Source organism: Saccharothrix deserti (assembly GCF_009769385.1).
Classification (GTDB): domain Bacteria; phylum Actinomycetota; class Actinomycetes; order Mycobacteriales; family Pseudonocardiaceae; genus Actinosynnema; species Actinosynnema deserti.
The window spans coordinates 1-26,566 of the sequence record NZ_VKAB01000058.1 but is presented as its reverse complement, the minus strand read 5'-3'; the positions used below and the strand labels follow the sequence as shown (position 1 = coordinate 26,566).

The 26,566-nt window shown below is 70.2% G+C and carries 23 protein-coding genes and 2 pseudogenes; 8 read left to right on the top strand and 17 right to left on the bottom strand.

What is annotated here, in order from left to right; translation table 11 throughout:
* The first annotated feature begins 218 nt into the window (after nucleotides 1-218).
* Complete coding sequence (locus FM051_RS45820) at nucleotides 219-1,598, top strand: endo-1,4-beta-xylanase (RefSeq protein WP_158853524.1); 1,380 nt, start codon at nucleotides 219-221, stop codon at nucleotides 1,596-1,598.
* Between the two features lie 64 nt (nucleotides 1,599-1,662).
* On the opposite strand, the gene FM051_RS45815 is transcribed toward FM051_RS45820, so the two are convergent.
* The 5 genes from FM051_RS45815 to FM051_RS45795 form a co-directional block, all read right to left on the bottom strand.
* Complete coding sequence (locus FM051_RS45815) at nucleotides 1,663-4,554, bottom strand: glycosyl hydrolase family 95 catalytic domain-containing protein (protein ID WP_158853522.1); 2,892 nt, start codon at nucleotides 4,552-4,554, stop codon at nucleotides 1,663-1,665.
* Between the two features lie 71 nt (nucleotides 4,555-4,625).
* Entirely contained in the window at nucleotides 4,626-5,684 is a 1,059-nt protein-coding gene (locus FM051_RS45810; RefSeq protein ID WP_158853520.1) for an ABC transporter permease, read from the bottom strand.
* Nucleotides 5,677-7,182, bottom strand: coding sequence for a sugar ABC transporter ATP-binding protein (locus tag FM051_RS45805; protein WP_158853518.1), 1,506 nt, complete (start codon nucleotides 7,180-7,182; stop codon nucleotides 5,677-5,679). Before FM051_RS45805 ends, FM051_RS45810 begins: the two co-directional genes overlap by 8 nt.
* Before the next feature lie 19 nt (nucleotides 7,183-7,201).
* Complete coding sequence (locus FM051_RS45800; RefSeq protein WP_158853516.1) at nucleotides 7,202-8,266, bottom strand: sugar ABC transporter substrate-binding protein; 1,065 nt, start codon at nucleotides 8,264-8,266, stop codon at nucleotides 7,202-7,204.
* A gap of 131 nt (nucleotides 8,267-8,397) precedes the next feature.
* Nucleotides 8,398-9,705 (bottom strand): enolase C-terminal domain-like protein, encoded by a 1,308-nt coding sequence (locus tag FM051_RS45795; protein ID WP_158853513.1) that lies wholly within the window; start codon nucleotides 9,703-9,705, stop codon nucleotides 8,398-8,400.
* Nucleotides 9,706-10,010: 305 nt separating this feature from the next.
* Between FM051_RS45795 and FM051_RS45790 the strand changes: the two genes are divergently transcribed.
* From FM051_RS45790 to FM051_RS54275, 3 genes and pseudogenes are all read left to right on the top strand, one after another.
* A complete protein-coding gene (locus tag FM051_RS45790) occupies nucleotides 10,011-10,715 on the top strand; it encodes a FadR/GntR family transcriptional regulator (protein ID WP_158853511.1) in 705 nt (234 codons plus the stop codon).
* Between the two features lie 30 nt (nucleotides 10,716-10,745).
* Entirely contained in the window at nucleotides 10,746-10,886 is a 141-nt protein-coding gene (locus tag FM051_RS45785; protein WP_202919411.1) for a hypothetical protein, read from the top strand.
* A pseudogene (locus FM051_RS54275) lies at nucleotides 10,886-11,338 on the top strand (aldo/keto reductase); the annotation flags it as partial. The gene FM051_RS45785 and the pseudogene FM051_RS54275, both read left to right, overlap by 1 nt.
* Nucleotides 11,339-11,777: 439 nt before the next feature.
* On the opposite strand, the gene FM051_RS54270 reads toward FM051_RS54275, so the two are convergent.
* The 5 genes from FM051_RS54270 to FM051_RS45760 form a co-directional block, all read right to left on the bottom strand.
* Nucleotides 11,778-11,942, bottom strand: a complete 165-nt coding sequence (locus FM051_RS54270) for a hypothetical protein (protein WP_420803669.1) — start codon at nucleotides 11,940-11,942, stop codon at nucleotides 11,778-11,780.
* A gap of 499 nt (nucleotides 11,943-12,441) precedes the next feature.
* A complete protein-coding gene (locus tag FM051_RS45775) occupies nucleotides 12,442-12,924 on the bottom strand; it encodes a SitI3 family protein (protein ID WP_158853509.1) in 483 nt (160 codons plus the stop codon).
* A gap of 21 nt (nucleotides 12,925-12,945) precedes the next feature.
* Nucleotides 12,946-14,190, bottom strand: coding sequence for a CdiA C-terminal domain-containing protein (locus tag FM051_RS45770; RefSeq protein WP_158853507.1), 1,245 nt, complete (start codon nucleotides 14,188-14,190; stop codon nucleotides 12,946-12,948).
* Complete coding sequence (locus tag FM051_RS45765; protein ID WP_158853505.1) at nucleotides 14,187-14,498, bottom strand: type VII secretion target; 312 nt, start codon at nucleotides 14,496-14,498, stop codon at nucleotides 14,187-14,189. The genes FM051_RS45770 and FM051_RS45765 overlap by 4 nt, the downstream gene beginning before the upstream one ends.
* Nucleotides 14,499-14,510: 12 nt before the next feature.
* Nucleotides 14,511-14,990 (bottom strand): YbaB/EbfC family nucleoid-associated protein, encoded by a 480-nt coding sequence (locus tag FM051_RS45760; RefSeq protein WP_158853503.1) that lies wholly within the window; start codon nucleotides 14,988-14,990, stop codon nucleotides 14,511-14,513.
* A gap of 147 nt (nucleotides 14,991-15,137) precedes the next feature.
* Between FM051_RS45760 and FM051_RS45755 the strand changes: the two genes are divergently transcribed.
* Nucleotides 15,138-16,160 (top strand): hypothetical protein, encoded by a 1,023-nt coding sequence (locus FM051_RS45755; protein ID WP_158853501.1) that lies wholly within the window; start codon nucleotides 15,138-15,140, stop codon nucleotides 16,158-16,160.
* A 108-nt stretch (nucleotides 16,161-16,268) separates the two neighbouring features.
* On the opposite strand, the pseudogene FM051_RS50210 reads toward FM051_RS45755, so the two are convergent.
* From FM051_RS50210 to FM051_RS45735, 5 genes and pseudogenes are all read right to left on the bottom strand, one after another.
* Nucleotides 16,269-16,397 (bottom strand): annotated as a pseudogene (locus tag FM051_RS50210) (IS5/IS1182 family transposase); the annotation flags it as partial.
* A complete protein-coding gene (locus FM051_RS53480; RefSeq protein ID WP_274383890.1) occupies nucleotides 16,385-16,519 on the bottom strand; it encodes a hypothetical protein in 135 nt (44 codons plus the stop codon). The gene FM051_RS53480 and the pseudogene FM051_RS50210, both read right to left, overlap by 13 nt.
* Nucleotides 16,520-16,576: 57 nt before the next feature.
* Complete coding sequence (locus FM051_RS45745) at nucleotides 16,577-17,329, bottom strand: DUF6875 domain-containing protein (RefSeq protein ID WP_158853499.1); 753 nt, start codon at nucleotides 17,327-17,329, stop codon at nucleotides 16,577-16,579.
* 214 nt (nucleotides 17,330-17,543) lie between these two features.
* The gene (locus FM051_RS51095) at nucleotides 17,544-19,973 is read right to left on the bottom strand and encodes an ATP-grasp domain-containing protein (RefSeq protein WP_202919409.1); all 2,430 of its coding nucleotides are present in this window, start codon (nucleotides 19,971-19,973) and stop codon (nucleotides 17,544-17,546) included.
* Between the two features lie 73 nt (nucleotides 19,974-20,046).
* The gene (locus FM051_RS45735; protein WP_158853497.1) at nucleotides 20,047-21,285 is read right to left on the bottom strand and encodes an MFS transporter; all 1,239 of its coding nucleotides are present in this window, start codon (nucleotides 21,283-21,285) and stop codon (nucleotides 20,047-20,049) included.
* A gap of 253 nt (nucleotides 21,286-21,538) precedes the next feature.
* Between FM051_RS45735 and FM051_RS45730 the strand changes: the two genes are divergently transcribed.
* Complete coding sequence (locus tag FM051_RS45730; RefSeq protein WP_158853495.1) at nucleotides 21,539-24,454, top strand: AfsR/SARP family transcriptional regulator; 2,916 nt, start codon at nucleotides 21,539-21,541, stop codon at nucleotides 24,452-24,454.
* Between the two features lie 142 nt (nucleotides 24,455-24,596).
* Here FM051_RS45730 and FM051_RS45725 read toward each other — a convergent pair whose 3' ends face one another.
* Nucleotides 24,597-24,842, bottom strand: a complete 246-nt coding sequence (locus tag FM051_RS45725) for a Rossmann-fold NAD(P)-binding domain-containing protein (protein WP_202919408.1) — start codon at nucleotides 24,840-24,842, stop codon at nucleotides 24,597-24,599.
* Between the two features lie 266 nt (nucleotides 24,843-25,108).
* Complete coding sequence (locus FM051_RS50205; RefSeq protein WP_162470804.1) at nucleotides 25,109-25,249, bottom strand: hypothetical protein; 141 nt, start codon at nucleotides 25,247-25,249, stop codon at nucleotides 25,109-25,111.
* Here FM051_RS50205 and FM051_RS45720 point away from each other — a divergent pair.
* Together FM051_RS45720 and FM051_RS45715 are read left to right on the top strand one after the other, a co-directional pair.
* Nucleotides 25,193-25,396 (top strand): transposase, encoded by a 204-nt coding sequence (locus FM051_RS45720; protein WP_238413147.1) that lies wholly within the window; start codon nucleotides 25,193-25,195, stop codon nucleotides 25,394-25,396. The two genes, FM051_RS50205 and FM051_RS45720, sit on opposite strands and share 57 nt — an antisense overlap.
* Before the next feature lie 411 nt (nucleotides 25,397-25,807).
* Nucleotides 25,808-26,566: pectate lyase family protein (locus FM051_RS45715; RefSeq protein ID WP_476655327.1), on the top strand; the 759-nt coding region annotated here is incomplete at its 3' end.

Here is a 26,566-nt window from a genome sequence, read left to right as displayed (position 1 = left end):
CAGATCCGCATTGAACGACATTCGACAAGGTCGCATTAGCGCAGCTAAAGCCCGCTAAAAAAGAGAAGTTGCTCCGTTCAGTCCATTAACCGCCACCATCCCCACGTGCAAGTCTTGTGAGCGCAAACAATGCGGCAAGGCGGTGCTCGGACCGGCTGAACGGTTCTGCCCATCCCACCCGTCGCACGCGGCGGGTACTTCTGGCGAAGGTGTCGAAGATGAAGCTGACAGCGAAGTCAGTGTCACGAGTCGTGCTCGCGGCGACGTTGATCGCCACCACCACGGGCGGCGTCGCGTTCCTCGCGACCACGTCCGCGAGCGCCGCGAGCACGCTCGGCGCGTCCGCGGCCCAGAGCGGCCGCTACTACGGCGCGGCCGTCGCGGCAGGCAGGCTCGGCGACTCCACCTACGTCGGACTCCTGAACCGCGAGTTCGACATGGTGACGGCCGAGAACGAGATGAAGATGGACGCCACCGAACCCAACCAGAACCAGTTCAGCTTCGCCAACGGCGACCGCATCGTGAACCACGCGCTCGCCCAGGGCAAGCGCGTGCGCGGCCACACCCTGGCCTGGCACTCACAGCAACCGCGGTGGATGCAGGGCATGGAAGGTTCGGCACTGCGCTCCGCGCTGGTCAACCACATCAACCGGGTGGCCTCCTACTACCGGGGCAAGATCTACGCCTGGGACGTCGTCAACGAAGCCTTCGCCGACGGCGGCTCCGGCGGACGCCGTGACTCCAACCTCCAGCGCACCGGCAACGACTGGATCGAGGTCGCCTTCCGCACCGCCCGCGCGGCCGACCCCGGCGCCAAGCTGTGCTACAACGACTACAACACCGACAGCTGGGCCGCCGCCAAGACCCAGGGCGTCTACCGGATGGTGCAGGACTTCAAGGCCCGCGGTGTCCCCATCGACTGCGTCGGCCTGCAATCCCACTTCGGCACCAGCATCCCGGGCGACTACCAGACCACCATCCAGCGCTTCGCCGTGCTCGGCGTGGACGTGCAGATCACCGAGCTGGACATCGCCGGTTCCGGCGCCCAGCAGGCCGACAGCTACCGCCGCGTGACCCAGGCGTGCGTTGCCGTCGCACGATGCACCGGTATCACCGTGTGGGGCATCCGCGACACCGACTCCTGGCGTTACCCCGGCGACTCGCCGCTGCTGTTCGACGGCTCCGGCAACAAGAAGCCCGCCTACAACGCCGTCCTCGACGCCCTCAACGCCGCAGGGCCGACCAACCCGACCACGACCACGACCACGACGACCTCCACCACGACCACGACGCAGGACCCCGGACCCGGCGGCTGCACCGCGACCGCGTCGCTGAACACCTGGAACGGCGGCTTCGTCGCCAACATCAAGGTCACCGCGGGCTCGTCGGCGCTCAACGGCTGGTCGGTCTCGGTGTCCCTGCCGTCCGGGACCACCGTCACCAACCAGTGGAGCGCCAACCGCAGCGGCACCACCGGCACCGTCACGTTCACCAACGTCGACTACAACGGCTCCGTCGCCGCGGGCCAGTCCGTGGAATTCGGCTTCCAGGCCACTGGCAGTGCCACCGGCCTCTCCCCCACCTGCTCGGCACGCTGATCCGTACAACCCGGGGGCGGAGCCCGGTCAGGCTCCGCCCCCGCCGATCCCTGTCAGCGCCCCGTCACACGCCGACGATCTGCCACTGCTGGTTGGTTCCCGTGTTCACGGGCCACTGGATGACGCGGGCGCCGTCGGTGGTCGAACCGCCTTCCACATCGACGCACAGGCCGTTGCGCACGTTGACGAGGCGGTAGTAGCCGCTGCCCGCGTCGACGAGCCGCCACCACTGGTTGTCGCTGTTGGTGTCCTGCCACTGGTCGAGTTGGGTGCCTTGGCCCGACCCACCCTGGCTGTTGAGCAGTCGTCCGCTGTGCCGGGCGACGAGGCGGAACGAGCCGTCGGAGTTCGGGAGGAACTGCCACTGCTGGTTGGGGCTGCCCGACGAGCTCCACTGGACGACCTTGGCGCCGTCGGCGGCGCCCGCGCCGTTGACGTCCAGGACCTTGCCGGTGGCCCTGTTGACCACCCGGCACCAGCCGGTCGGCAGCGACGCGGTCGGCAGGGACACGGTGATGTCCGTGCGCTGCCCGGCGGCCAGCGTGACCTTCCGGGCGTGGCTGCCCAGGGGCGAGGCGGCCACGGGCGCCGAAGTGGTCACCGACGCCATCCCCGGCCGGCTGATCAGGGTGACCTCCTGGTTGATGTCCGAGGTGATCGACAACGTAGCCGTGCGGGCGGGCAGGTCCCAGCTGAAGCTGTGGACGCGGATCCGGCCGCGGGCCCGCACGCCGGTGATGGTGCCCTTGGCCAGCTGCGCGGGCAGTGCCGGGAGGATCTCCAGCACTCCGGGGCGGGAGTAGACCAGCGCCTCGGCGAGCACGCCGGGGATCGCGTTGGCGGCGTCGGCGTTGTAGATGTCCAGGTTCGGGTTGTGGGAGGTCATCAGGGACTTGAAGACCATGTTGTTGCCGATGATCTTGCGGAGGTTGTCGTAGACCTTGCCGCCGTCCTTCAATCGCGCGCCGGCCAGGGCCCGGTGCAGGCTGCCGTGGGCGGAGATGTTCTGGTCGCCGCGGATCTCCAACGCCCGCAGCGCAGTGCGGACGAGGCCAGGGGTTTCCTCCGGGTTGACCTCGTGCAGCGGCCAGGCGCCGTACAGGTGCTGCACGTGCCGATGGTGGTACTGGTCGTTCAGGCCCGGCCACGACCACTCGGCGAGCGCGTTGTCGCTGTTGGTCCGGTAGGCGGGCATCTTGGCCAGCAACGCCGTCCAGCGCTGGACACCCTGACCGCTGCCCTGTTCGACGCCGAGGGCGTTGGCCGCGAAGATCGCGGCCTGCAGGGCGTGCTTGCCGGCCATGATGTCGCCGGTGGCGTTGATGGACAGCAGCACGTTGGTGTTGCTCGGGGCGTTCTCCATCGAGAACGACGGCACGAAGACGACCTTGCCGCTGGAGTCGGTGCGGGTCAGGAAGTCCTCGTAGAACAGCGCGAGTTCCATGAGCGCGGGGCCGAGCTTGTCCCGTAGGAACGCGTGGTCGCCGGTGACCTCGTAGTACTCGATCAGCGGGTAGAGCAGCCAGTCGGCGCCGCCGGTCCAGGTGTGGCCCGGGAAGCCGGCGTCGAAGTGGAGCATGTGGCCGTACTCGCCGTCGGTGCGGGACGGGGCGAGGAAGCCGCGGGCTCCGTAGAGGTTGCGGGCGTTGGTGCGCCAGTGGGCGAGTTGGCCGAGGATCAGGGTGAAGTACCCCTGCATGGCTTCGGTCGTGTCGAGGATGTTGCCGCCGGCGACCTGGAGGTTGACGTTGGCGTCGGTGGTGAAGTCGTCGGCCCACGCGCCGGTCCAGGTGCCGGTCCAGATGCCGGTCAGCCGGGGCGGGAGGACGCCGCTCGAGCTGATGAAGAGGTACCGGCCCGAGTCGTAGAGCCGCTCCAGCAAAGCGATGTCGATGACGTTCTTGTTGGCGTTCTGGCGGGTGATCAGTTCGCTGGTGGAGAGCCGCCGGTCGGCGTCCGACACCTTGAGGTCCAGCCGCGAGCGGTCGTACATCCCGGTGTGGATCGCGGTGTGCCGGAAGCGCAGCGCGGGGTAGTCGCCGGTGATCGCGGCGAGCGCGGCGTGCAGCGGTTGGGAGTCCCACGCGGTCGACGACTCGTACCGGTCGAGCTTGGTGAGCAGCAGCAGTCGCGTCGCCCCGGCCACGACGATGGTGGACCCGCTGGCGCTGACGGTGCCGCCGGTGGGGACGACGCGGGTGACGCCTTCGTAGCCGAAGGCGCCCTGTCCCGACGGGTAGGTGCCGCGCAGGTTCAGGTAGCCCGAGCCGTTGGTCACCGTGGCGCGGGTGGCGAAGCCCACCCAGGACGGCGCCCCGTCCAGGGCGGTGTTGACGCTCAGCGTGGTGTCGATCGTCCGGCCGGAGGCGGGTACCAGCTCGTGGACGATCACCCCGTCGGCACGGGAGACGAACGCCCTGCGGGTCCACGTGCCGTAGCTGTCGGTCCAGGTGGAGGTGACCTCGCCGGTGCGGAAGTCGGTGACCCTGCCGTAGTCGTTGACCGTCGTCATGCCGGGCGTGGCGATCTGGAGCTCGTAGGCCGGGTGGTAGGTCTGCGTCCAGCGCAGCGACCACCCGGCCGAGAAGTCCCGGTTCGCCCCGGCGTAGTCACCGGCGAGGGCCTTGTCGCGCACCGCTTCCAGCCGTCCGGAGATCACCGGCGGGGTGACGGACCGGGTGCCGTTCGGCAGTACGAGACGGTGGTAGTTGAAGATCACCTTCTCCAGCGTCGGCGCGCCGTACAGCAGTGCGCCGTACTCGCCGTTCCCGGTGAGGAACCCGTCGGTCCACGACGACGCCGGGCTGGTGTCGTAGATGCCCCGCTCGGGGAGAGTGACCTGCGGGGGCACGGCGGCTGCGGCCCGGCCGGAAAGCAGGCCGCCGGGAAGGACGGCGGCTCCGGCCGTCAGCGCGGTGACGGTGAGGAAGCGCCTTCGGCCCACGGGAACGTCCATCACGCAAACTCCTTTGTCCGGTGAGAGGCAGGGAAGAGGCTGTCCGGTCAGAGGCAGGGGAGAGGCGGGCGCTACTCCTGCGCCTTGCCTCCGGTGACGCGGGACAGCGCCAGGGCGATGAGGATGATCGTGCCGTTGAGGGCGCCGATCCACTGTGCGGGGACACCGCCGAGGGTGAGCACGTTCTGGATCATGAACAGCAGCAGGATGCCGGTGAAGGCGCCGAACATGGTGCCCTTGCCGCCGTTGAGGCTGATGCCGCCGATGACGGCCGCGGCGAACACGGTGAAGATGTAGCCGTTGCCCTGGGCCGAGGCGACCGAGGCCAGCCGTCCGGAGAGCAGCAGGCCGCTGAGGGCAGCGAGCAGGCTCGCGGTCACGATGACGATCCACAGCACCCGGTCGGTGCGGATGCCGGCGGCCTTCGAGGCGTCGACGTTGCCGCCGATCGCGTAGAGGGAACGGCCGAAGCTGGTGAAGCCGAGCACCACGATGCCCGCGGCGAACAGGATCAGGCACAGCCACACCGACGCGGGCACGCCGAACCACTGCGTGGTGCCGAGGTAGAGCATCGACTCCGGCAGCTGGAAGAACGTCTGGCCGCCCGAGATGCCGGTCAGGATGCCGCGCAGCACGATCAGCATGCCGAGCGTCACGATGAAGCCGTTGAGCCCGAACCGGATGATGAACAGCGCGTTGACGACACCGATCAGCACACCGACCGCCAGCGTGACCGGTACCGACCAGCCTCCTGGCAGCAGGCCGAGCCCGTGGCCGGCGCCGACGGGCACGGTGAGCCACGCGGCGACTCCGGGGGCGAGGCCGACGGTGGACTCCAGGGAGAGGTCCATCTTCTTGACGATCAGCACCAGCGTCTGGGCCAGGACCAGGACCGCGATCTCGGACATGGTTTGCAGGACGTTGATCAGGTTGTCGGGCTGCAGGAACACCGGGCTGACCAGTTGGCCGACGATCGCGATCACGATGATCGCGGGGATGAGCGCCAGGTCGCGCATCCGGGCGAAGGCGATCCGCCGTCCACCCGCGATCCGGCTGGACGGGCGATCTCCGCCCGGATCGCCTGCCGGGCCGTTCGCGGTGACCGCGGCTGCGGTCGTGGTCTCAGCCATCGAGGTCCACTCCTTCCATCGCGGCTACGAGGTCGTGGTCGTGCCAGCCGTGGGCCATCTCGGCCACCACGCGGCCCTGGAACACCACCAGGACCCGGTCGCACATGCGCAGGTCGTCGAGTTCGTCGGAGGCGACGAGCACCCCGGTGCCGGACTCGGCGATCTCCCCGACCTTGCCGAGGAGGAATTCCTTCGACCGCACGTCGACGCCGGCGGTCGGGTTGATCAGCACCAGCAGCTTCGGGTCGTTCGCCAGGGCGCGTGCCATGACGACCTTCTGCTGGTTGCCGCCGGAGAGGCCGGAGACCGGCAGTTCCGGCCCCGGTGTCTTGATCGCGAGTTTCCCGATCATGGACCGGGCGAAGCCGTCACGGCGGCGGCCGTCGATGAATCCCGTGGGGCCGAGTCGTTCCGGAATGGTCAGGGTCCCGTTGTCCGCGATGGACATCTCCGGCACGAGGCCCTGGTGGTGGCGGTCTTGCGGGACGAAGCCCGCGCCCGCCTTCAGCGCGGCGGGGACACTGCCCGGCCGTGGTCGGTTGCCCGCGATCTCGACGGTGCCACCGGCGGCCTTCCGCAACCCGACGACGGTTTCCGCGATCTCGATGCGGCCGCTGCTCGCGGCGCCGGCGAGACCGACGATCTCGCCGGCGCGGATGCGGAACGACACGTCGTCGTACGCGCCCGGCAGGGACGCGCTGTCCACCTTGAGCACGTCCACGGCGCTCGCCGACGGATCGCGGCGCTCGCCGACGGCCTCTCCCGCCGCGTCGCCGGTCATGGCCGCGACCAGTTCGGCCCGCGGCAGTTCGTCGACGGCGGCGGTCAGGATGTGCCGGGCGTCGCGGAACACCGTCACGGTGTCGCAGATCTCGTAGATCTCCTGGAGGTGGTGGCTGATGAACAGGAAGGTGACGCCCTGCCGCTGGAGGTCGTTGATCCGGGCGAACAGCCGGTTGATCGCGGCCCCGTCCAACTGGGCGGTCGGCTCGTCCAGGATGATGAAGCGCGCCCCGAACGACAGTGCCCTGGCGATCTCCACGAACTGCCGCTGTTCGACGTCGAGCTCCCTCGCGGGGGTGCGCACGTCCACGTCGACCGACCAGGTGTCCAGCAGTTCCCGTGCCCTGCCGCGGACCGTCTTCCAATTGATCAGCCCGCTGCGACCGCGGTCGTGCCGGTTGAGGAAGAGGTTCTCGGCGACGGTCAGCTCGGGGATGATGGTGGACTTCTGGTAGACGCACGCCACCCGCCGCCGCCAGGCGTCGCGGTCGGCGAGCCGCGGAGCGGGCTCGCCGCCGAAACTCACCGTGCCCTCGTCCGGCGCCTGGAGTCCGGTGAGGATGGACACCAGGGTCGACTTGCCCGCCCCGTTGCGCCCGACCAGCGCGTGGGTCTGCCCGGCGTCGATCCTGATGCCGGCCTCGCGCAGCGCCACCGTGGACCCGAACCGCTTCGTGATCCCCGTCGCCTCGACGACGGGTGGGGCCGTAGCCATCTCGCTTGTCGCCTTCCGGTCAGCGGAGTTCGTTGCCCCACAAGGACGGGTCGTCGTCCTTGAGGCTGGGAACGCCGTCATACGTACCGCCGTCCGAGGTCACCAGAGGAGCGGAGAGTTGGTCCTCCAGCAGACCGTCGCGGACCTGGATGATCGTGCTGTCGTGGTCGGTCTTGCCCGGTGCGAACGTCTTGCCGTCGATCGCGGCCTTCAGGTAGTACAGGGCGTACTTGGCGTAGAGGTCGGCCGGCTGGGAGACGGTGGCGTCGATCTGGCCTGCGACGATGTTCCGGAGTTCCTCGGGAATACCGTCGTTGGAGACCACGAACACGTGCTTGGGGTCGCTCGGCGGGACCAGCAGGCCCTTCTGCTTGAGCACCTGGAGCGTCCCGGCGAGCGCGAAGCTGGACTGCATGTAGACGCCCTTGATGTCCGGGTGGGCGGTGAGGTCGGTCTGGAGCTTCTGCGCCGCGATCGCGCCGTCCCAGTTCGTGGCCTCCCCGAACACCGTGATGCCCGGGTAGTTGGCCTTCATGCAGTCGTTGAACGCCTCGGTGCGGTCGCGGCCGTTGATCGAGGCGAGGTCGCCTTGCAGCATCACGACCTTGCCCTTGCCGCCCAGCTTGGCGCCGAGGAACCGGCAGGCCTTCTCGCCGTAGGCCCGGTTGTCCGCCCGCACCACCATGAACACCTTGCCGGTGTCGGGTCGGGTGTCCACGGTGACGACCGGGATCTTCTTCGCCTCCAGCTGCGTCAGCGTCGGCGCGATGGCCGCGGTGTCCTGCGGGGCCATCACGACACCCTTGACGCCCTGGCTGATGAACGTCTGGACGTTGGCGGTGAGCTTGGCGACGTCGTTCTGCGAGTTGGTGGTCTTGAGTTCGAGGCCGTGGTCCGCCGCGAAGTCGGGGCTGTACTTGATGTAGGAGTTCCAGAAGTCGGTGTCGGACCGGGGGTAGTCGACGCCGACCACCGGGGCGCCGCCGGATGACTGTCCGGAGCCCGAGGTGCCGCAGGCGCTGAGCGCGGCGGCGAGGGCGGCGACGGTGCCGAGGCAGGCGTAGGTGAGGGATCTGGTCTTCACGGCGGTTCTCCTAGCGGGTGGTGTGCTGCGGGAAACCGGAGGCGGCGGTCAGGTGCGGGGACGGATGCGCATAGCGCTCGGCGTGGCAAGAGCGCAAAGCACTGTGTTGAATGACTCGCTCGCAAGCTCGCTCATGCGGTGGCCTGCCTGTTCCAGACGGGCCCGTCCGGGAAGCGGTGGGCGGCGATGGACGCGGGGTGCAGTTCGGCGCTGATGCCGGGGGCCGTCGGGGCGAGGTAGTGGCCGGTGCGGATCCGCACCGGGTCGGTGAAGTGCTCGTGCAGGTGGTCGACGTACTCGATGACGCGGTCCTCGGTGGTCCCGCTGACGGCCACGTAGTCGAACATCGCCAGGTGTTGGACCATCTCGCACAGCCCGACCCCGCCCGCGTGCGGGCAGACCGGCACGCCGAACTTCGCGGCCAGCAGCAGGATGGCGACGTTCTCGGTGACGCCCGCGGTGCGGCTGGCGTCGAGCTGCAGGATGTCGAGGGCACCCGCCTGGAGCAGTTGCTTGAACATCACCTGGTTGTGGGTGTGCTCGCCGGTGGCGACCTTGACCGGCGCCAGCGCCTTCCGGATGGCGGCGTGGCCGAGGATGTCGTCGGGTGAGGTGGGCTCCTCGATCCAGTACGGGTCGTACGGCAAGAGCGTGGTCACCCAGTCGATCGCCTGCCGCACGCCCCACGCCTGGTTGGCGTCGACGGCGATCCTGATGTCCGGTCCGACCGCCTCGCGGGCCAGCCGCAGGCGGTGTCGGTCGTCGGCGGGATTGGCGCCGACCTTCAGCTTGATCTGGGTGAACCCGTCGGCGACGGCCTCCTTGGACAGGCGCACGAGTTTCTCGTCGTCGTAGCCGAGCCAGCCGGGTGTCGTCGTGTAGGCGGGATAGCCGTGCCGCAGCAGGTGGGCGGCGCGTTCGGCGCGGCCGGGTTCGGCGCGGCGGAGGATGTCCAACGCCTCGTCACGGGTGAGGGCGTCCTCCAAGTAGCGGAAGTCCACGAGGTCGACCAGCTGTTCGGGCGACAGCTCCGAGAGCAACTGCCACACGGGCTTTCCCTCACGACGCCCGTACAGGTCCCAGACGGCGTTGACGATCGCGGCGGCGGCCATGTGGATGGCGCCCTTCTCCGGGCCGAGCCAGCGCAGCTGGCTGTCGCCGGTCAGCCGCCGGGAGAACGCGCCGAGGTCGCCCAGGACCTCGTCCACGGACAGGCCGATCACCAACGGCGCCAGGGCGCGCACGGCGGCGACCTCGACGTCGTTGCCCCGTCCCACGGTGAACGCGAGTCCGTGGCCCGCCGCGCCACTGCTCGTGCGAATCGTCACGTAGGCGGCCGAGTAGTCGGGTTCGGGGTTCATCGCGTCGGAGCCGTCGAGCTCGCGCGAGGTCGGGAACCGCACGTCGACGGCGTCGACGGCGGTGATCAGCTCAGTCATCGTGCCGGGCACTTCCGGCTCGAACGCCCCGGCGTCGGGTCGAGGGCATGGCAACCACCCCTTGTCGTGTGTCTGTGGCATGTCCGCCGTGCAACAACCGGCACCGGACATGGGATGAATTTATAGGTTGTCGACGAGCTGGTGTCCATACCGCGAAGCCAAATGAGTCCGGAAGTTGGCAACTAGCCTGGTAAGCGCTCACCCGTCATTCATACGAGGCAAGGGTCGACATCCCATCTCTTCCGTAGAGATGGGATGTATTGCTAGCCTGCCGCCGTGCGCGCGACGATCCGGGAGAGCCACCGATGTCACTGACCGACAAAGCCATCGACCGCATCAGAGACCTGATCCAGTCGGGTGAGCTGCCGCCGGGGTCGAAACTCCCGCCCGAGCAGCAGTTGGCCGCCGAGCTGGGCTTGTCCCGGAACCTGATGCGGGAGGCGGTCAAGGCGCTGGTGGTCGCACGGGTACTGGAGATCCGACGCGGCGACGGCACCTACGTGACCAGCCTGGAGCCGGAGGTGCTGCTCGGGAGCATCGCCTCCGCGGTGGAGTTGCTCCGCGGTGACACGCTGTTGGAGCTCACGGAGGTGCGCAGGCTGTTCGAGCCGGTCGCCACCGGGCTCGCCGCCACCCGCATCAGCGTCTCGGAGCTCGCCGTGGTCGAAGGGCACCTCAATGCGATGCGTGCGGCCCGCGACGACGTGGAGCTGCTCAACAAGCACGACGTCGCCTTCCACCGGGCAGTCGTCGCCGCCACCGGCAATGCGACGTTGACCACCCTGCTCGAGGGCATCTCCGGCCGCACGGTCCGCGCGAGGGTCTGGCGCGGACTGGTCGACGACAACGCGGCGGCCCGCACCCTCGCCGAACACGAGGCGATCTACAACGCCCTGGTCGATCGGGACGCCGCACTCGCGCAGGCTGCCGCCCTCATGCACATCACCACTACCGAGCGGTGGCTGCGCGAGCACGTGGAGCGGGACGACGACATCCCGTCCGCCGGCTAGTCCTTACGTTCCGCACCAAGGAGAAACCCGATGAGACTTCTGCGCGTGGGCCAGGCAGGCCACGAGCGGCCCGCCGTCCTCGACCCCCACGGCACCGCCTACGACCTGACCCCGCTGACCGCCGACATCGACGGGCTCGGCCGGCAGCGTCACGTCCTCGGGCAGGCGTGATGGCCTCCCCGGCGCCGCAGTGGTTCGCCGAACGGGCACCGCTGGGCCGCTCCGACGTCACGGTGACCCGGCTCGGTCTCGGCACCGCGCCGCTGGCCGGGTTGTTCACGGAAGTCGCGGAAGACCAGGCCGCCGCGACCCTGGAAGCCGCGTGGGCAGCCGGCGTCCGGTACTTCGACACCGCGCCCCACTACGGCGCCGGACTGGCCGAGCGGCGTCTGGGGACGTTCCTCGCCGGTCGCCCCGGTGCGGAGTTCGCGGTGTCCACGAAGGTCGGCCGGCTGCTGCTGCCCGGCGAGCCCCCTCCCGGCAGCGAGGGCTTCTTCTACGACGACCCCGGTGTGGTCCGGGTGCGCGACTACAGCGCCGAGGGCGTCTACCGGTCGCTCGCGGAGAGCCTGGAACGGTCCGGCCTCGACTCCTTCGAGATCGTGTTGATCCACGACCCGGACCACCACTGGAAGGAGGCGGTCACCGGGGCGTACCCGGCGCCGGCCCGGTTGCGCGCCGGCGACGAAACCGGCGTGCACACCCCACTACGCGACACCGGCATGACCAAAGCCGACGTCCGCGCCGTGAGCCGCCTCTGGAACCTGCCCACCTGGGACAAACCCGCCACGCCGTGCCTGGCCAGCCGGGTGCGCTACGGCCTGACCATCACCCCCGCCCGCCTGGCCAGAGTGCAACGCGCCGAGGCCGCCGTCCGGACCTGGCTCACCGACACGGGCACACCCACCCACGACCTCCGAGTCCGCGACCTCGGCGACACCGGCAGAATCGAACTCGACCCACACCTCGCCCACCGACCCGAAATCGGACCCGCACTGACCGAGATCGTCCGCGCAGCCGGGTTCGACAACGCCGAACTCGCCGTGTTCCGATCCGGCAACCTCAACCACGAGCCAACCCGGCGAACTGGCGGGCAGGTGCAGCGCGCGGCCGATCCGGGCGAACAGGTGGTCTTCCCGGGATCGCCGGCCGGTCGTCGGCGCGGGGTCCGGTGTGGCCGTGGCGGCAGCGGTAGCCGGCGCGGCCGTTGCCCCAGTGACAGTCCATGCGGCGTCCGCACGGGCCGCAGCGCAGCAGACCGGCGAACCGGTACTCGCGGATGTCACCGGAACCGGTGGCGCGTCGAGTGCGCAGTCGTCGCACGGCGACGAAGTCGCGTTCGCTCACCAGTGGGGTGTGGGCGCGGTGCCGGGAGACGACCCACGGTCGGCCGGGTTGCGTTTGACCATGCGGCGGCGGCGCCGGCGGTCGGCGGGGGTGGTGTGGTCGTGGTCGACCCCCTGCCGGTTCCAGATCTGCCAGCCGGTAGTGCGGCTGGCCAGACGCTCGGCGAACAGCCACCGCACGACCGGTGTCGTCTCGGGGTCGGCCTCGGGACGGCCACGCCACGCGCCGCGACGGGACTGTCCGGCGTCGAAGAACACCTCCACAATGCGCCGTCCCCGGCGATCACCTCGGAGGCCACCTCCACCTGCCACGCCTTCGAGGTCTCCGGGTCCTGGTGCTCGATGGTCGAGGTGCGGCCCGGGACGAGTGATCAGCGGGTTCAGTCCTCGGGGAACGCGTGCGTCTCACGCCGGTAGGGCTGGGCGAGGACGGCGAGGCGGTGGGGCGGCCAGATGTCGTCCCGTTCGTTGAGCAGCAGCTCACCGCCGCGTCGCATCAGCCAGATGACCTCGAAGTCGTGGTGCAGCACCGCGTCACCCGGTACCTTTGCCAGCACACCGGTCACCAGGCGGATGACGTCGTCCTGTTGGCGGCTGATGTCGGCCGTCTTGTCCAAGCGGAAGGCCGCGCGCACAGTGGGGGTGGCGTTCAGGACATCGATGACCGGGTTCCACGGTTTCGGCTTGTCCGCCACTACGCGAAGCCACGTACCGCCGGTCGTCGCCGCGTTCTCACCGAGCAGCCGGTCGCCGGTGGTCGCCGGGTCGAGCAGTCCGGTGGCGACGCCGACCTCACGCAGTGCTTCGGCGACCTGCTCCACCGGACGCGGTGTGGCGAGCGCGAGACTGTACGAAATGGACACTGGGCATCCTTGATCGCGGGGCTACGGGTACAAGTGAACCACGTTGCCGTTCTTGTCGATGACGATGACTTCCTTCAGGCCTTCGATCGGCCAGTCGCGCATCTGGGTGCGCAGTCGGTCCACTTCGACCGGACTGTCCGCGAGGTTGACCACGACCCGGTCGGTCTGACCGTCCTCGACCTTCTCCGCGATCCGGCTGTGGATGTTGCGCGGGCTGCCCGTCACCGGGGCGATGTTGTCGAAGATCCGGCCTTCGATCCGGTAGTCCGGGTTCTTGGGGCCTGGGACGGTCGGGTTCTGCTCGACGTCGTACCCGGCTCTGGCGAGGGTGGTCGCAGACTCGTTCTCCCGTTGCAGTGAGCGTTTGGTGTCCGCGTCGTGCTTCGGGTCGATCTCGGTGCGCGACCCGCCGGGCTCGGCGTTCGGGTCCGGGGCGCGGGAGGGTCCGGTGGGTTCGTCACCGCTCGGCGTCGGCTTCTTGCCGGGGTCGTCCGGCGGCTTGTTGCCGTTGCCACCGGACCGCAGGTCGTCCATTTTCTTGCGGATCTGCGCGAACAGGTCGCCCAAGCGGCGCAGCATGGGCATCAGCTTCTGCATCGTACGGACCAACTGCTTGATGATCTGGGCGATCCGCGCCGCCCACTTCGCGGCGGCTGTCGCGGCCTGCGTCGCTGCGGCGGGCGCGCCGATGATGGTCAGCGCCTCCGCTGCCCAAACCACGAGGCGTCCCACCAGATCGGCGATCAGGTCTCGGACTGTCTCGCGGACCACGCCGACGATCACACCGGCCATCTCGATCGCGCTGCCCAAACCGGACGCGGCCTGGCCGGCCGCACCGATCACGGCGACGATGTCCGCGGCGCGGGCGCGGTAGGCGTCGGCGGCCGTGCCTGCCCACCCGGCGGTGTCCGCCGTGTGCTCGGCGCCGTAAGCGGTGTGCACCTCGCCGACCGCGGTCGCGATGTTCTTCCACGTCTGGGCCTGCGCGGCGACGGCGTCGGCGTTGCCTGCGAGCTTGTCGAGCGCTTCCTGCAACGGACCGACGTGCTCGATGATGAACGAGATGAAGTTGGACGCCGCCGAGCCGATCGGGTCCATCGCGATGCTCAGCGCTTCCAGGCCGGTGGTCACCGCGCCCAACCCGATGTCGACCCAGTTGCCGCTCTCTATGCCCTGCACCAAGTCGCTGACCGATTCAGCGATGCCGATGCCTGTGTACGGTTTGGTGGAGTCCTGCTCCGGGGCGACCAACGGATTGCCGGTCACCGCATGCCGCCTTCGATGCCGGTGAAGTTCCGCACTGCGGTCAGGTCCTCGGCGTCGTAGGCGTCGGCCGAGTCGCGCAGGCTTTGTGCCACGGTCTCCAGGCCACCCCGGGCGGCCTGGAGCGCCTCGTGCGCAATCGTTTCGACCTCGTTGAACAGTGGTGGCAGGAATTGGCAGATGATGCCGTAGGCGGCGTCGGGCATCACTTGGCCCGCGGCGTCCGCCGCTGTGCCGAGGCCGGCCGCGTGGGCGTCGACCTTGCCCGCGTGAGCACGCAGGTCCCCGCTTGCAACCTCGAAGCCCGACATACTCCCCCTCGGTCAGCGCTGGTCGTAGACGGATCCCTCACCGAATTCGTCCTCGTCAGGTGGGCGGCGCTGTCGCTGCTCCGGGCGCACGGCACCCTGGTCGGGTTCCCCGAGTCCGGCGAACTTCTGCGCGTAGTAGCCGGCGATCCGCTCGGCGCCGTCTTCGCCGACGGTCTCGCCGGCGACCTCGCGGACGCGTTCGGTGATCTGCGCCTTGGCCCGGCTGAGCGCGATGAGCAACTGCCTGCTCAACTCGTCCGGCGTGGTCCGGACGATCCCGTCGGTGAACGTCGCGTCGACCAGCGACCCGTCGGCGTCCACGGTGACCGTCACAACGCCGTTGGGGCTGGTGGCGCTGAGCCGCACACCTTCGACTCGCTGCTGCAACACCTGGTACTGCGCGGCCTTGCGCTCGAACCCGGACACCCATTCGTCGAGCCCGCGTTCGACTTCCGACGGGTCGCCGCCGAACAGGTTCCCCGGCATGGTCATGCCCAGGACCATACCGACGGATCAAGGCCGCCGCGCCGGAACGGCGTTACTCGCCACTCGGGGTCGATGACACTCGGCACCTGATACCGCCGCCGTCCCCGACGAAGACCTCGTCTTCGTCCACGTGCCGTCGTCCGACCTGATGCCATGGGGCACCGTCCTGAGGTCATACTGACCCTGCACCGCGCCCGGGGCACCGCCGACGCCCGCACCGCCACGGCTGTTCACGGCCGCGCCGCCGACATGCTGCCGGTGCCCGACGACGACATCCCGTTGTCCCAGATCATCGATTTTCGGCTGAGGAACGCCGACGAACGGCAGCGCCTGGTCAAAAGCGTCGAAGACCTGCTCGCCTCACTGCGCCTCGCCACCGCACCCGCGTCCGCGTCTGTCGCCCCCTCGCTCGACGTCGCTATCTGCACCGGCTGGATCGAGCGGTCAACCGGTAGGGCGAGTGTGTGTGAAAGCCTGTGGAAGACTGCGGTGGTGCGCATTCCCGGTTACGTGGACGGGTTCGTACCGGTTGTTCCGGACGACATCCTGGTGGATCGAACCGACCTGATCGGCGATCCGGTGTTCTGGGCGCTGTTCCTCATGTCGACCGGCGGTGCCGACTCCGCGGCGGCGGCGTTCGACGTCGACCCCGCGGACATGAGCGCGCTGTACGACGACCTGGACGACCCGGACCGGTGGCCCGTGTTCACCCTTCCCGTTCGCGGCGGTCACCGCGTGCACCTCGTGTGGTGCAACTACCCGGACGACAGCAGTCACGACTACCTGCTCAGCCCGTCCGACGACCGACCGGCCGTCCCCCTCGCCCACCTCAGCGGCCACTTTCACGGTCCGGGCCTGTCCTGGGACGAACTCGTCGCCACATCACAGCAACCCGACCCCACGCTGGGTGCCGCCGCCCGCCTGCTGCTCCTCCTCCCGGCCTCGGGTGACATCGCCACCCCACCCACCGCGTACGACCTCGTCGCCGCCGCGCTCACGGCCGTCGGCGCGAGACGCCACCAGCGAGCAGTGGCGACCGAACTGCTCACCCACCGCCATTACTGGACACCCGCCGACTGGCACACCACCAGCGGTTTGTCCTGGTGCTCCGGGTCGCACACCTACCGCACCCGCGACAACCCCGACGTACGCCTGTTCACGACCGCCTTCAGCTGACCCGTCCGAGCAACGACCCGATCAGGGCACCGGTGCTCCAGCCGAGTCTCCACACCACCTCGGAGCACAGCGGGAGCGCATTTCTGCTCCTAACAGAATCGCTGGACGTGTCGGTAGCAGATGACGCAGGTGGCGAAGGCCGAGGAAGGCTTCGTGGATGTCGTCGCGGCGTTCCCAGCGGATGCGCAGGCGTTTCATGCCGTGGTACCAGGCGATCGTGCGCTCTACCACCCCTCGGCGCAGGGCAACACGATCTGCGACCGCAACGCCTGCGCCGTCTTCCGGCGCCGCGCCCACCCGGTCAGCACCGACCGTTCCTCGTCGGACAACACCACCGGTTCCGGCTTCGCGCTCGGCACCGCGACACCCTGCGGAAGTCCCGGTGTGCGGCGGACCGGTCGCCGGGCCCGAGGTTTTCAGCGGCACGACGTGTTCCCCAGGGACTGCGGGGCGGCGTCCAGGCCGACCCCGGCGGTGTCCGGGCCGGAACCCACTGCGTCCAGGCCGAACCCGGCGGCGACCTCGGCCACCTCGTCGCGCCAGCGCGGCGGGATGTCCTCGGGCTCGATGCGGTCGAGGTAGGCCGCGACGAAGTCCCGGTCGTCGCGCAGGAACGGGAAGTCCGTCGGCACGAGCGACCGGATCGCCAGCATCGGCACCGGGCTGCGCAGCGGGCGGAACTCCGGGTTCCACAGCCCGGACTTCGGCGGCGGCCCGTCGTGGAACTCGCCGATCATCAGGCCCTGCGCGACGTAGTCGGCCTTGAGCCGCGACTGGGCCTCGTCGACCAGCCGGGAAGCATCCTCCCGGGACATGTCCGGGAACAGCACCAGGATCGCCAGGAACTGGGCGGCGCGCCCGGCCGTCGCCCGCAGCTCCAGGTACCACGCCCGGTAGCGGGCCAGGGCCTCGGTCATCTCGGTCACCGACCCCGGCCGGCCGGGGTAGACCGCCAGGTACAGCAGCCCCTTGTCCAGGGAGCCCTGGACGAACGGGCAGACCGGGCCTTTGCGGCCGAGGTCGGGGTGGGTCTTGACCAGGTACTGGTGGGCCCAGCCGACCACCGAGTACAGGGCGTTCTGGTGGCGGCGCACCTGGTCGGGCAGCGGTCCGCGCAGGTCGGACAGCTCGACCAGGAAGCGGTTCGGGTCGGCGGGATCGACGATCATGACAGACCTCTCGGCGGTGAGGTGAGGTGGCGCAGGACCCCGCGCGGGGCGGGCAGGGCGACCGCGGCGGCGATGACGACCTTGCGTTGGGCGTGCGTCATGGCATCAACTTTCGAAAACTCCGGGGACGTCGCGGACTTCGGGAACGGGGCGTGGTGGACCGGCCCGGGACGGGGTCCCGGGCGGCTGCGGTGTCGGTCGTGCGGGACCGGGGTCAGCCCGCCCGGGTGCTGATGCGGACCCGCGAGACGGCGTCCACGCAGCGCGCCACGGCGTCGCCCGCGTTGTCCCCGGTGGCGATCACGTGCCCGCACACCCGGTCGTCGGACCACAGCAGCGGCGGCACCTCGGTGTCGGGCTTCGCGGTGAGCGTGAGCGACACGGCCGGGTCCAGCGCTTCCGGCCGGGTCACCTCGGTGACCGTGCCGGGCTCGGCGATGATGAACCGCACCGCTGCGCCGCCCTTGGCCGGCCGCGGCTCCGGCCGCCACGCCACCAGCCCCAGCGGCACGCCGACGGCGAGCCGCTGCAGGTCCACGCCGTGGACGAGTTGGACGAGGTCGGGGATGTAGTCGCCGCCGACGCGGTTGTGCGACTCCACGATGCGCGGCCCGCGCCCGGTGAGCTTGACCTCCGTGTGCGTCGGCCCTTCGACCAGGCCGACCGCGTCCAGCAGCGCGGTGGTCAGCTCGCAGACCTGCCGCCGCACCGGTTCGGTCAGGTCGGCGGGCACCGCGTGGCCCACCTCGATGAACCCGGGGCCCAGGAACTTGTCGGTCAGCGCCACGACGGTGTGCACGCCGTCGTGGCTGAACGCCTCGACGCTGACCTCCGGCCCGTCGAGGTACTCCTCGGCGAGCACGACGGTGCGCCCGGACTCCTCGACCCGGCGCCACGCGGGCGGCACGTCCTGCGGCGTCACGACCACTGCCACACCGTCGCTGCCGCCCGAGTCCAGCGGCTTGACGACCGCCGGCACGCCGTCCAGCTCGTCCAGGAACGCCATCAGCTCCTCCGCGCTGCGCACGGTCCGGTACCGGACCGGCGACAGGCCGACCTCGGCCAGCCGGTCGCGCATGAGCGCCTTGTCCTTCAGCAGCCGCACGGTCTCGACGCTGTTGCCGCCCAGCCCCAACTCGGCGTTGAGCCGTGCGGCGGGCAGCAGGCCCGGCTCGGTCAGCGTGAGCACCCTGGTGAACGGCCGCTCGGCGTGCTCGCGGCGCAGGAGGTCCACCACCCGGTCCGGCTCGGCGATCAGGTCGACGTGGAAGACCTTCTCGCACAGCTCGTCCGACCGGGGGTCGTAGCGGTCCGGGAAGTGCACCAGCGTCACGTCCAGGCCGAGGTCCGCAGCCGCCCGGAGCATCTCGATGCGGCCTCCGATCACCGCGACCCGCACCGGTTCGGACACCAGCCGGTAGTCCGCGGCCGTCGCCATCACCCGCGCGGCGACCTCCGCGGTGGAGGCGCCCCGGTGGCGGAACCTGCCGCCGACGAACTCGTACGAGCCCGCGGTGCGCGGGATGACGGATCCGACGGCGGGGATCACCTCGGCGTAGGGGCCGTCCTCGGCGACCATGCTGTCGGCGGCCACGACCCGGCACGGGGCGGGCCGGTCCAGCGGCACGTGCAGGCAGCCGCCCACCGGCTCGTCGGCGTCGAACGGCGCGAGGTCGGGGGTCTCGCCGCACTGCAGGGAGAACTCGCACTCCATCAGGTCGATGCCGTGCACGTCCCGCCACACGAACGGGATCTCACCGCCGCCGGGGCGGCAGCCGACCTCCAGGAACACGCACTCGCCGTCCGGGGTCAGGAACAGCTCCAGGTGGAACACCCACGGGTCGGCGGACATGCCGGGCACCAGCACCCGCAGGAACTTCTCGACCACGGCGAGCAGCGCCGGGTCGTCGACCTCGACCGACCCGACCGGCTCCCCCATCGTGAACGCCAGCGGCCCGGTGGCCGCCGCGCCGGGCACGTTCAGGTAGGCGTTGAGCCGCCACGGCCCCAGTGCGCCGCCGCCGAGGTGCACACCGTCGACGTGGTGGATCCGGTGCGGCAGGTACTCCTGGACCACCAGCGGGTGCTCGGCGTCGAAGGGGATGTCCAGCCGGTCGACGGCGTCGGCCGAGTCGAGCCGCCGGACCCCCGTGCTCGCCCGGCCCTGCAACGACTTCACCACCACCGGCCAGCCGACCTCGCCGGCGAACCCGGTGAGCCCGACGGGGTCGGTGACCAGCTCGAAGCGCGGCACCGGCACGCCGGTCCGCTGCGCGGCCAGCAGCATCGCGTGCTTGTCCAGGAAGTGGTGCAGGTCGGCGGGCTTGCGACCGCGCGCGGAGAACTCCTCCCGCAGCGCCGCCGCCACGGCGAAGTCGCTCTCCTGGAGCGCCACCACCGCGACCGGGCGGCCGTGGGCGCGCAACGCGGGTTCCAGCGCGGCGCGCACCTCGGCGTGGTCGAGCAGGTCCTCGACGACCACGACCTCGCGGGCGTTGGCCGGCACCGCGGCCCGACCTACGCCGGTCGTGACGTAGGTGACACGGGCGACGTCGTGGTCGAGGTAACGGGCGTACTCGGCGAAAGAGTCGCGCCACCGGTTCAGCACGACGACGTGGGCGTCGCCGATGCTCTTGACTGCCATCGCGGAGTTCCTTCTCCCCAAACCGTTTTCGGGTTGACCGTTCCTGTGCGTTCCTGTGCGTTCCTGTGCGTTCCTATGCGGACGACCTGGCCGCCCGCCGGGCGAGCACGGGCCGGTAGGACGTCACGATCAGCGCCGCGAGCACGCAGAACCCCGCCGCCATCCCCCACGGCGGCAGCACCGCGCCCGCGCTGATCCCCGCGGCCGAGATCAGCAGGCCGCCCTGGAGGTCGAGCTTGAACACCGCCAGGTAGCGGGTGCGCGCGTGTTCGGGCACCAGGTCGGCGAGCATCGCCTGCATCACCGGGATGTGCAGCAGCTCGCCGATCGTCAGCACCAGCACCGCGGCCAGCAGCACGACGAGGTCCGCGCCGAGGGCCAGGACCACGTTGCCCGTCGCGAACAGGGCGATGCCCAGGTAGACGCGCGGCCGGTCGGCGAGCCCGCGCGCCAGCCGTTCGGAGAACACCGCCAGCGCCACGATCAGCAGCGTGTTCTCCGCGCGCAGGACGCCCAACACCTCCACCCCGTTGAGGTGGACGTGCCACGGCCCGAGCGCGAGCCACTCCCGGCGCTCCGGGTACGTCTGCGCGAGGTGCACGCCGATGTAGCCGGTGAGCTGGGTCTCCAGGCCCAGCCACAGCGTCATGCCCGCGACGAGCCGCAGGAACAGGCGGTCCTTCAGCGTGTCGGCGTAGCCGCGCAGCAGCTCGCCGAACCGCGGCCGGTCGACCGCCGCGGGCATGGTCTCGGTCAGGTACTTCAGGCTCACCAGCGCCGCCACGCCCGCGATCGCGGCCGCGACGGTCAGCATCGCAGTGAAGTACCCGCTGTAGAGGAAGCTCGCGAACAACGCGCCCACCGCGAGCGAGGCGTTCACCGTCCAGTACTGCAGGGTGTAGACGGCCTTGCGGTGCTTGGCCGGGGTGACGTCGACGATCATCGCCTCGTTCGCGGGCAGGGCGAAGTTCGACACCATGTTGTTGAGCACGTAGAAGGCGAACACCGCCGCCGCGGAGTGCCACCACGGCGAACTGGCCGCCGCCATGCCCAGGAACGCGACCGCCGTGCCGGCGGTGCCCACCAGCAGCGGCAACCGCCTGCCCCGGCCGTCCGCGACCGGTCCCCCGACCAGGCTCGCGACCACCGCGAGCACGACCGCCGCCCCGATCAGCAGGCCGGCCCGCGCCGCGCCGACCTCGCTCGCCAGGGAGATGGCCATGAGCGGGGTGATGATCGTGTTGAGGGTCCGCTCGACGAACGCCACGGTGATGCGCAGCCGGAGATTCGGGTGCAGCTCACCTAATCGCATTCCGCCTGTCCCCCTGGCTGTTCCACCGCCGGCAAGCCGCCGGCACCTCCATGCTTCCGGCCACGGCTGGACGAAAACTGGACGACGACTGGACCGGAACGCGTCCGACAAAGAGCCGTCGACAGTGATCGGTCGATGTTCCCTGAGCCGCCTTGGGAATCGTCTGGATGGCGGCTGGAGTGGCTCTGGACGGCGTGCCAGCATGGAACCTCCGGATTTCCCGCCGCGTTGAGCGGCACGATGGGGGTCGTGAGTGCTGGTCGTCCAGGTGCTCGGCCCCATCCGGGCCTGGCGTGACGGCACCGCGCTGGCGCTCGGCCCGGCCGGCCGCAAAGCCGTGTTCGGCTTGCTCGCCCTCGCCCACGGCAAGCCGGTGACCCGCGCCGAACTGGTCGACGCGCTGTGGGGAGAACGACCGCCGCCCAGCGCGACCAACGTCATCCACACCCACGTCAAGCACCTGCGGCAACTGCTCGAACCCGACCGCGGCGCCCGTGCGCCGAGCACGACCATCCCCGCCGTGGGCGATGGGTACGCGCTGAGCCTGCCCCCGGACGCGGTGGACGTGGTCCGGTTCCGCTCGCTGGTCGCCCGCGCCGACTCGTGCCGCGCGACGACCCCCCGGCAAGCCGCGGACCTGCTGGGCCAGGCCTTGGGGTTGTGGCACGGACGTCCGCTGGCCGATGTGCCGCTGTTGGGCGCCCACCCCGGCGTCGTCACGTTGGCCGGGGAGCACCGGGCGGCGCTGGCCCGACACGCCGAGGTGATGATCGCGATCGGTGCGGCGCGTGACGTGCTGCCCGCGCTGGTCGAGTACGTCGCCGCGCACGGGCTCGACGAGGCGATGCACGCGTTGCTCATCCGGGCGTACACCGCGTCCGGTCAGCGCGACAGGGCGTTCGGCACCTACAACATGGTGCGACGGCATCTCACCGAGGAGCTCGGCGTCGGCCCCGGACCGGAATTGACCGCCGCGTACCTCGACGCGCTCGAAGAAACACCCGTCGACAGCGCCGCCGCACCGGCGGAACCCCCGCCCATGTCGCCCGGCGTGAACCAACTGCCCGGAGACGTGTTCGGTTTCACCGGCCGGCAGGCGGAACTCACCGAACTCGGCCGGGTGCTGGGGGCCGAGCGGACCGGGGTACCCATCGTCGTCGTGTGCGGCACGGCCGGCGTGGGCAAGACAGCGCTCGCGCTGCACTGGGCTCACCGCATCCGGTCGAACTTCCCCGACGGTCAGCTGTACGTGGACCTGCGCGGCTACGACCCGCGGTTGCCGGTGGCGGCGGAGGACGCCCTGAGCCGCCTGCTCGACGGCCTCGGCGTCACCGGCGCGGACGTCCCGGTCGATCCTGATCAACGCGCCGCGCGGTATCGCGCCGAACTCGCCGACCGGCGGGTGCTGATCGTGCTCGACAACGCGTCGACGGTCGACCAGGTGCGGCCGCTGTTGCCCGGCACGTCGGGCTGCCTGGTACTGGTGACCAGCCGCAACAGCATGGCGGGTCTGGTCGCGCTGCACGGCGCCCACCGGCTCGACGTGGACCTGTTGCCGGCGCCGGACTCGTTGGCGTTGCTGCGCACGCTGATCGGCGAGCGGGTGCGACGGGAACCCGCGGCCGCGGCGGAGTTGGCCGCGCAGTGCGGTCGGTTGCCGCTCGCGCTGCGCGTCGCCGCCGAGTTGGCCGCGTCCCGGCCGGCCAGCGCGCTGGCCGAGCTGACCGGTGAACTGGCCGACCGGCGCCGCCGGCTGCGCGTGCTCGACGTCGGCGACGACGTCCGCGCCGCCGTGCGGACCGTCTTCTCGTGGTCGTACCTGCAGTTGCGACCGCAGGTCGCGAAGGCGTTCCGGCGGTTGGGCCTGCACTCCGGCTCGGACGTGACGCCGTTCGCGCTCGCCGCTCTCACCGGGAGTGACCCGGACGAGTCGCGCCTGACCCTGGAGGTGTTGGCGCGCAACCACCTCGTGCAGCCGGTGCCTGCCGGCCGGTTCGTCGTGCACGACCTCCTGCGCGCCTACGCCGAGGAGCTGGCCGGCGAGCACGACCCGGCGCCGGAGCGGTCCGCCGCCGTCGAGCGGTTGCTCGCCCACCACCTGGCCGCCGCGTCGGCGGCGATGGACCTGCTCTACCCGGCCGACCGCCCCTACCGACCCGACGTCTCCGTGACGCTACCGCTTACGTTCCCCGCCGCCGACGCCGCGCGCGCCTGGCTCGACGCCGAACGGTCCACGCTCGTCGCGCTGTGCCGCTTCGCCGAGCGCGATGACCGGCCCGGCTACGCGGTCGACCTGGCGAACACGCTGTACCGGTACCTGGAGGGTGGCCACTACGCGGACGCGTCGACCATCCACGAGTGCGCGCTGCGCGCCGCCCAGCGGGCCGGTGAGGACAGCATGCTCGCCGCGGCACTGACCAATCTCGGCGCACTGCGTCGGCTCCTCGGCGACTACGACCAGGCGGCCGAACACCTGCACGAGGCGATCGAGCTGCACCGGCGGACCGGCGACCACTACGGCGCGGCACGGGCGTTGTCGAATCTCGGCATCGTCCAGGAGCGGCTCGGGGAGTACGAGGAGGCGGCGTCACTCCATCTGGAGGCGCTGGCCCTGCACCAGCGGCTGGGCAGCCGGTACGGGGAGGCGGCGGCGCTGCTCAACCTCGGCAACGCGCACACCCGCCCTGGTCACCACGCCGGTGCTGTCGAGTACCTGGAACGCGCGCTGGACTTGTTCCGCCGTCTCGACGACGCGGTCGGCCAGGCCAGCGCGTTGTCCAACCTCGGTGGCGTGTGCGCGAGCCTGCGGCGCTACCCGGACGCGGTCCGGCACCTCTCCCAGGCACAGGAGCTGTTCCAGCGCCTCGACCACAGCTACGGCGTGGCGTCGACCCTGAGCAACCTGGGCAACGTGTACACCCGGCTCGGCGACTGGTCCCAGGCGCACCACTGCTACACCTCCGCCCTGGAGACGTTCCGGGACATCGGCCACCGCTACGGGGAGGCGAGCGCCCTCAACGGTCTCGGTGAGACCCAGCGGATAGCGGGTCGACTGGACGAGGCCCGCGCCGCGCACACCAGCGCCCTGCGGATTGCCACCGAGACCGGCGACCAGGACGAGCAGGACCGCGCCCGAGCAGGCCTGGGAGTCGCCCGCCAGCACGCGTGAGCACGTGTGGTGGCGCCGTGTGGTCCAGTTCGGCGCGGAGCGCGCGGTTGCGGCGCCGATCCCGCTGCCCGCGCCGGTGACGAGAGCGACGGTGCCGTTGAGCTTCGATGTCATGTGGGGGCTTTCCTGGGAGTGCGGTGGATCAGGTGGCGTCGTGAGCGAGGGACGAGGACAGCTCGCGGTGGGCGTCGACCTGGGCGAGCAGGAGCTTGGCCTTGCTCTCGACGAACTCGATGGCATCGGCGCCGGCGATGAAGCGCAGTGGCGGCTCGTCCTGGCCTGCGAGGTGGACCAGTGCGTCGGCGAGCTTGGCGGGGTCGCCGCCCTGGAGGCCGTCCATCGCGTGGCCGGCCGCGAGGGCGGCCCGCGCCAACGGCCGACGACTCATCGCGGTGAAGACGACCCCGGGTCCGTTCGATCCAGCCGTAGCCCCAGGCGCCACAGGCAGTAGCACTCCATGCCGCGCCTGGTCGAGGGCGTCAAGCTGCGTGCGGTCTGCGACAGCGGCAACGGCTTCCCACCAAGGCGTATCGAGCTGCTCGAACTCGGCCACCGGGTAGCCGCCTCGACCGTCCGCCGCGTGCTCAGGCGCCTGCGAATACCGCCCACACCCAGACGTGACACCGACACCTCGTGGCGACGGTTCCTACACGCTCAGGCCGCCGGCATGTCGGCCTGCGACTTCTTCCACGTCCACTGCGCCGTCACCCTCAAGCCGACTGCCACGCCGAACGGTTCATCGGCACCGTCAGACGCGAGGCCACCGACCGACTGCTCATCATCAACGAACGCCACCTGCGATCAGTGCTGCAACGGTACGTCTCCCACTACAACCACCGCCGACCCCACCGAGCCCGACAGCTCGCACCCCACGACCAGACCGCCCAATCCCGCAGTCGAACCACACATCGATACGTCGCCGACCAGTCCTCGGCGGACTGATCAACGAATACGAACCCGCAGCAGCCTGAAGCGCAGGTCAGAACGTGTGGCCGACTTTGAAACCCACCGGTCTTTCCCGTCACCCGCGTGAACGCCGCGATGATTTCGCGGACGGTGGCGACGGCACCCCAGTCGTCGTCATGGGCGATGATGCTGCAGTTGATCGCCGACGCGGCGATGTCCTCGATCGGAGCTCGAACTCGCCGCGCCTTCTCCTGGCAGCCGCACGTCCTCGGGCCGGCTCGGCGCTCACCCGCGTCGAGTCCGGCGGCACGACCTACATGACGCGACGGCACCGATGCTGACGGTGTCGGACAACGTCGGCATCGGCAACACCGAACGCAACTTCAACTTCGACGACGGCACCGTCCGAGGAGATCGGGAACGGGCCCGCGTGCGCCCACTACGCCGGTGACCTGGAGTGGTCCTTCGCCGAGGACGGCAGCCTCGTCATGGCCTTCGGCGGCAATCAGGTCATGGGCTGACCGGGCCCCGGTACCGGCGAATGTGACAGCACCGTCCAACCTTCGAAGACGCAGGAGACGAAATGAAACGAACAGTCGCACGGCGAATCCCCGCGGTCGTGGCGCGTTGGCCGTCGCGACCTCGACCAGTGTGGTCCTGGCGATGTCACCGGCGTCGGCGGCGGCCGGCACCGCGACCGGCTACGCGTCCGCGAACGGCGGAACCACCGGCGGTCAGGGCGGGGCGACGGTTCGGGCCAACACGGGAACCAAGATCCATGAGGCCCTGTGCAGCCGGGCCAGTAGCGACACCCCCATCACCATCGAGGTCGAGGGGACCATCAACCACGGCAACACCAGCAAGGTCTCGGGCAACAGCTGCGACACCGCCGCCGATGTGATCGAACTCAAGCGGATCAGCAACGTCACGATCATCGGAGTCGGCAGCGGAGCCGTCTTCGACCAGTTGGGCATCCACATCCGCGAGTCCCGCAACATCATCATCCGGAACGTCACCGTCCGGAACGTCAAGAAGTCGGGTTCTCCCACGTCCAACGGCGGAGACGCCATCGCGATGGAGAGGAACGTCCGCAACGTCTGGGTCGATCACACCGACCTGCTGGCGTCGGGTGGGGAGTCGGCAGGCTACGACGGTCTCTTCGACATGAAGGACAACACCCAGTACGTGACCCTGTCCTACAGCACC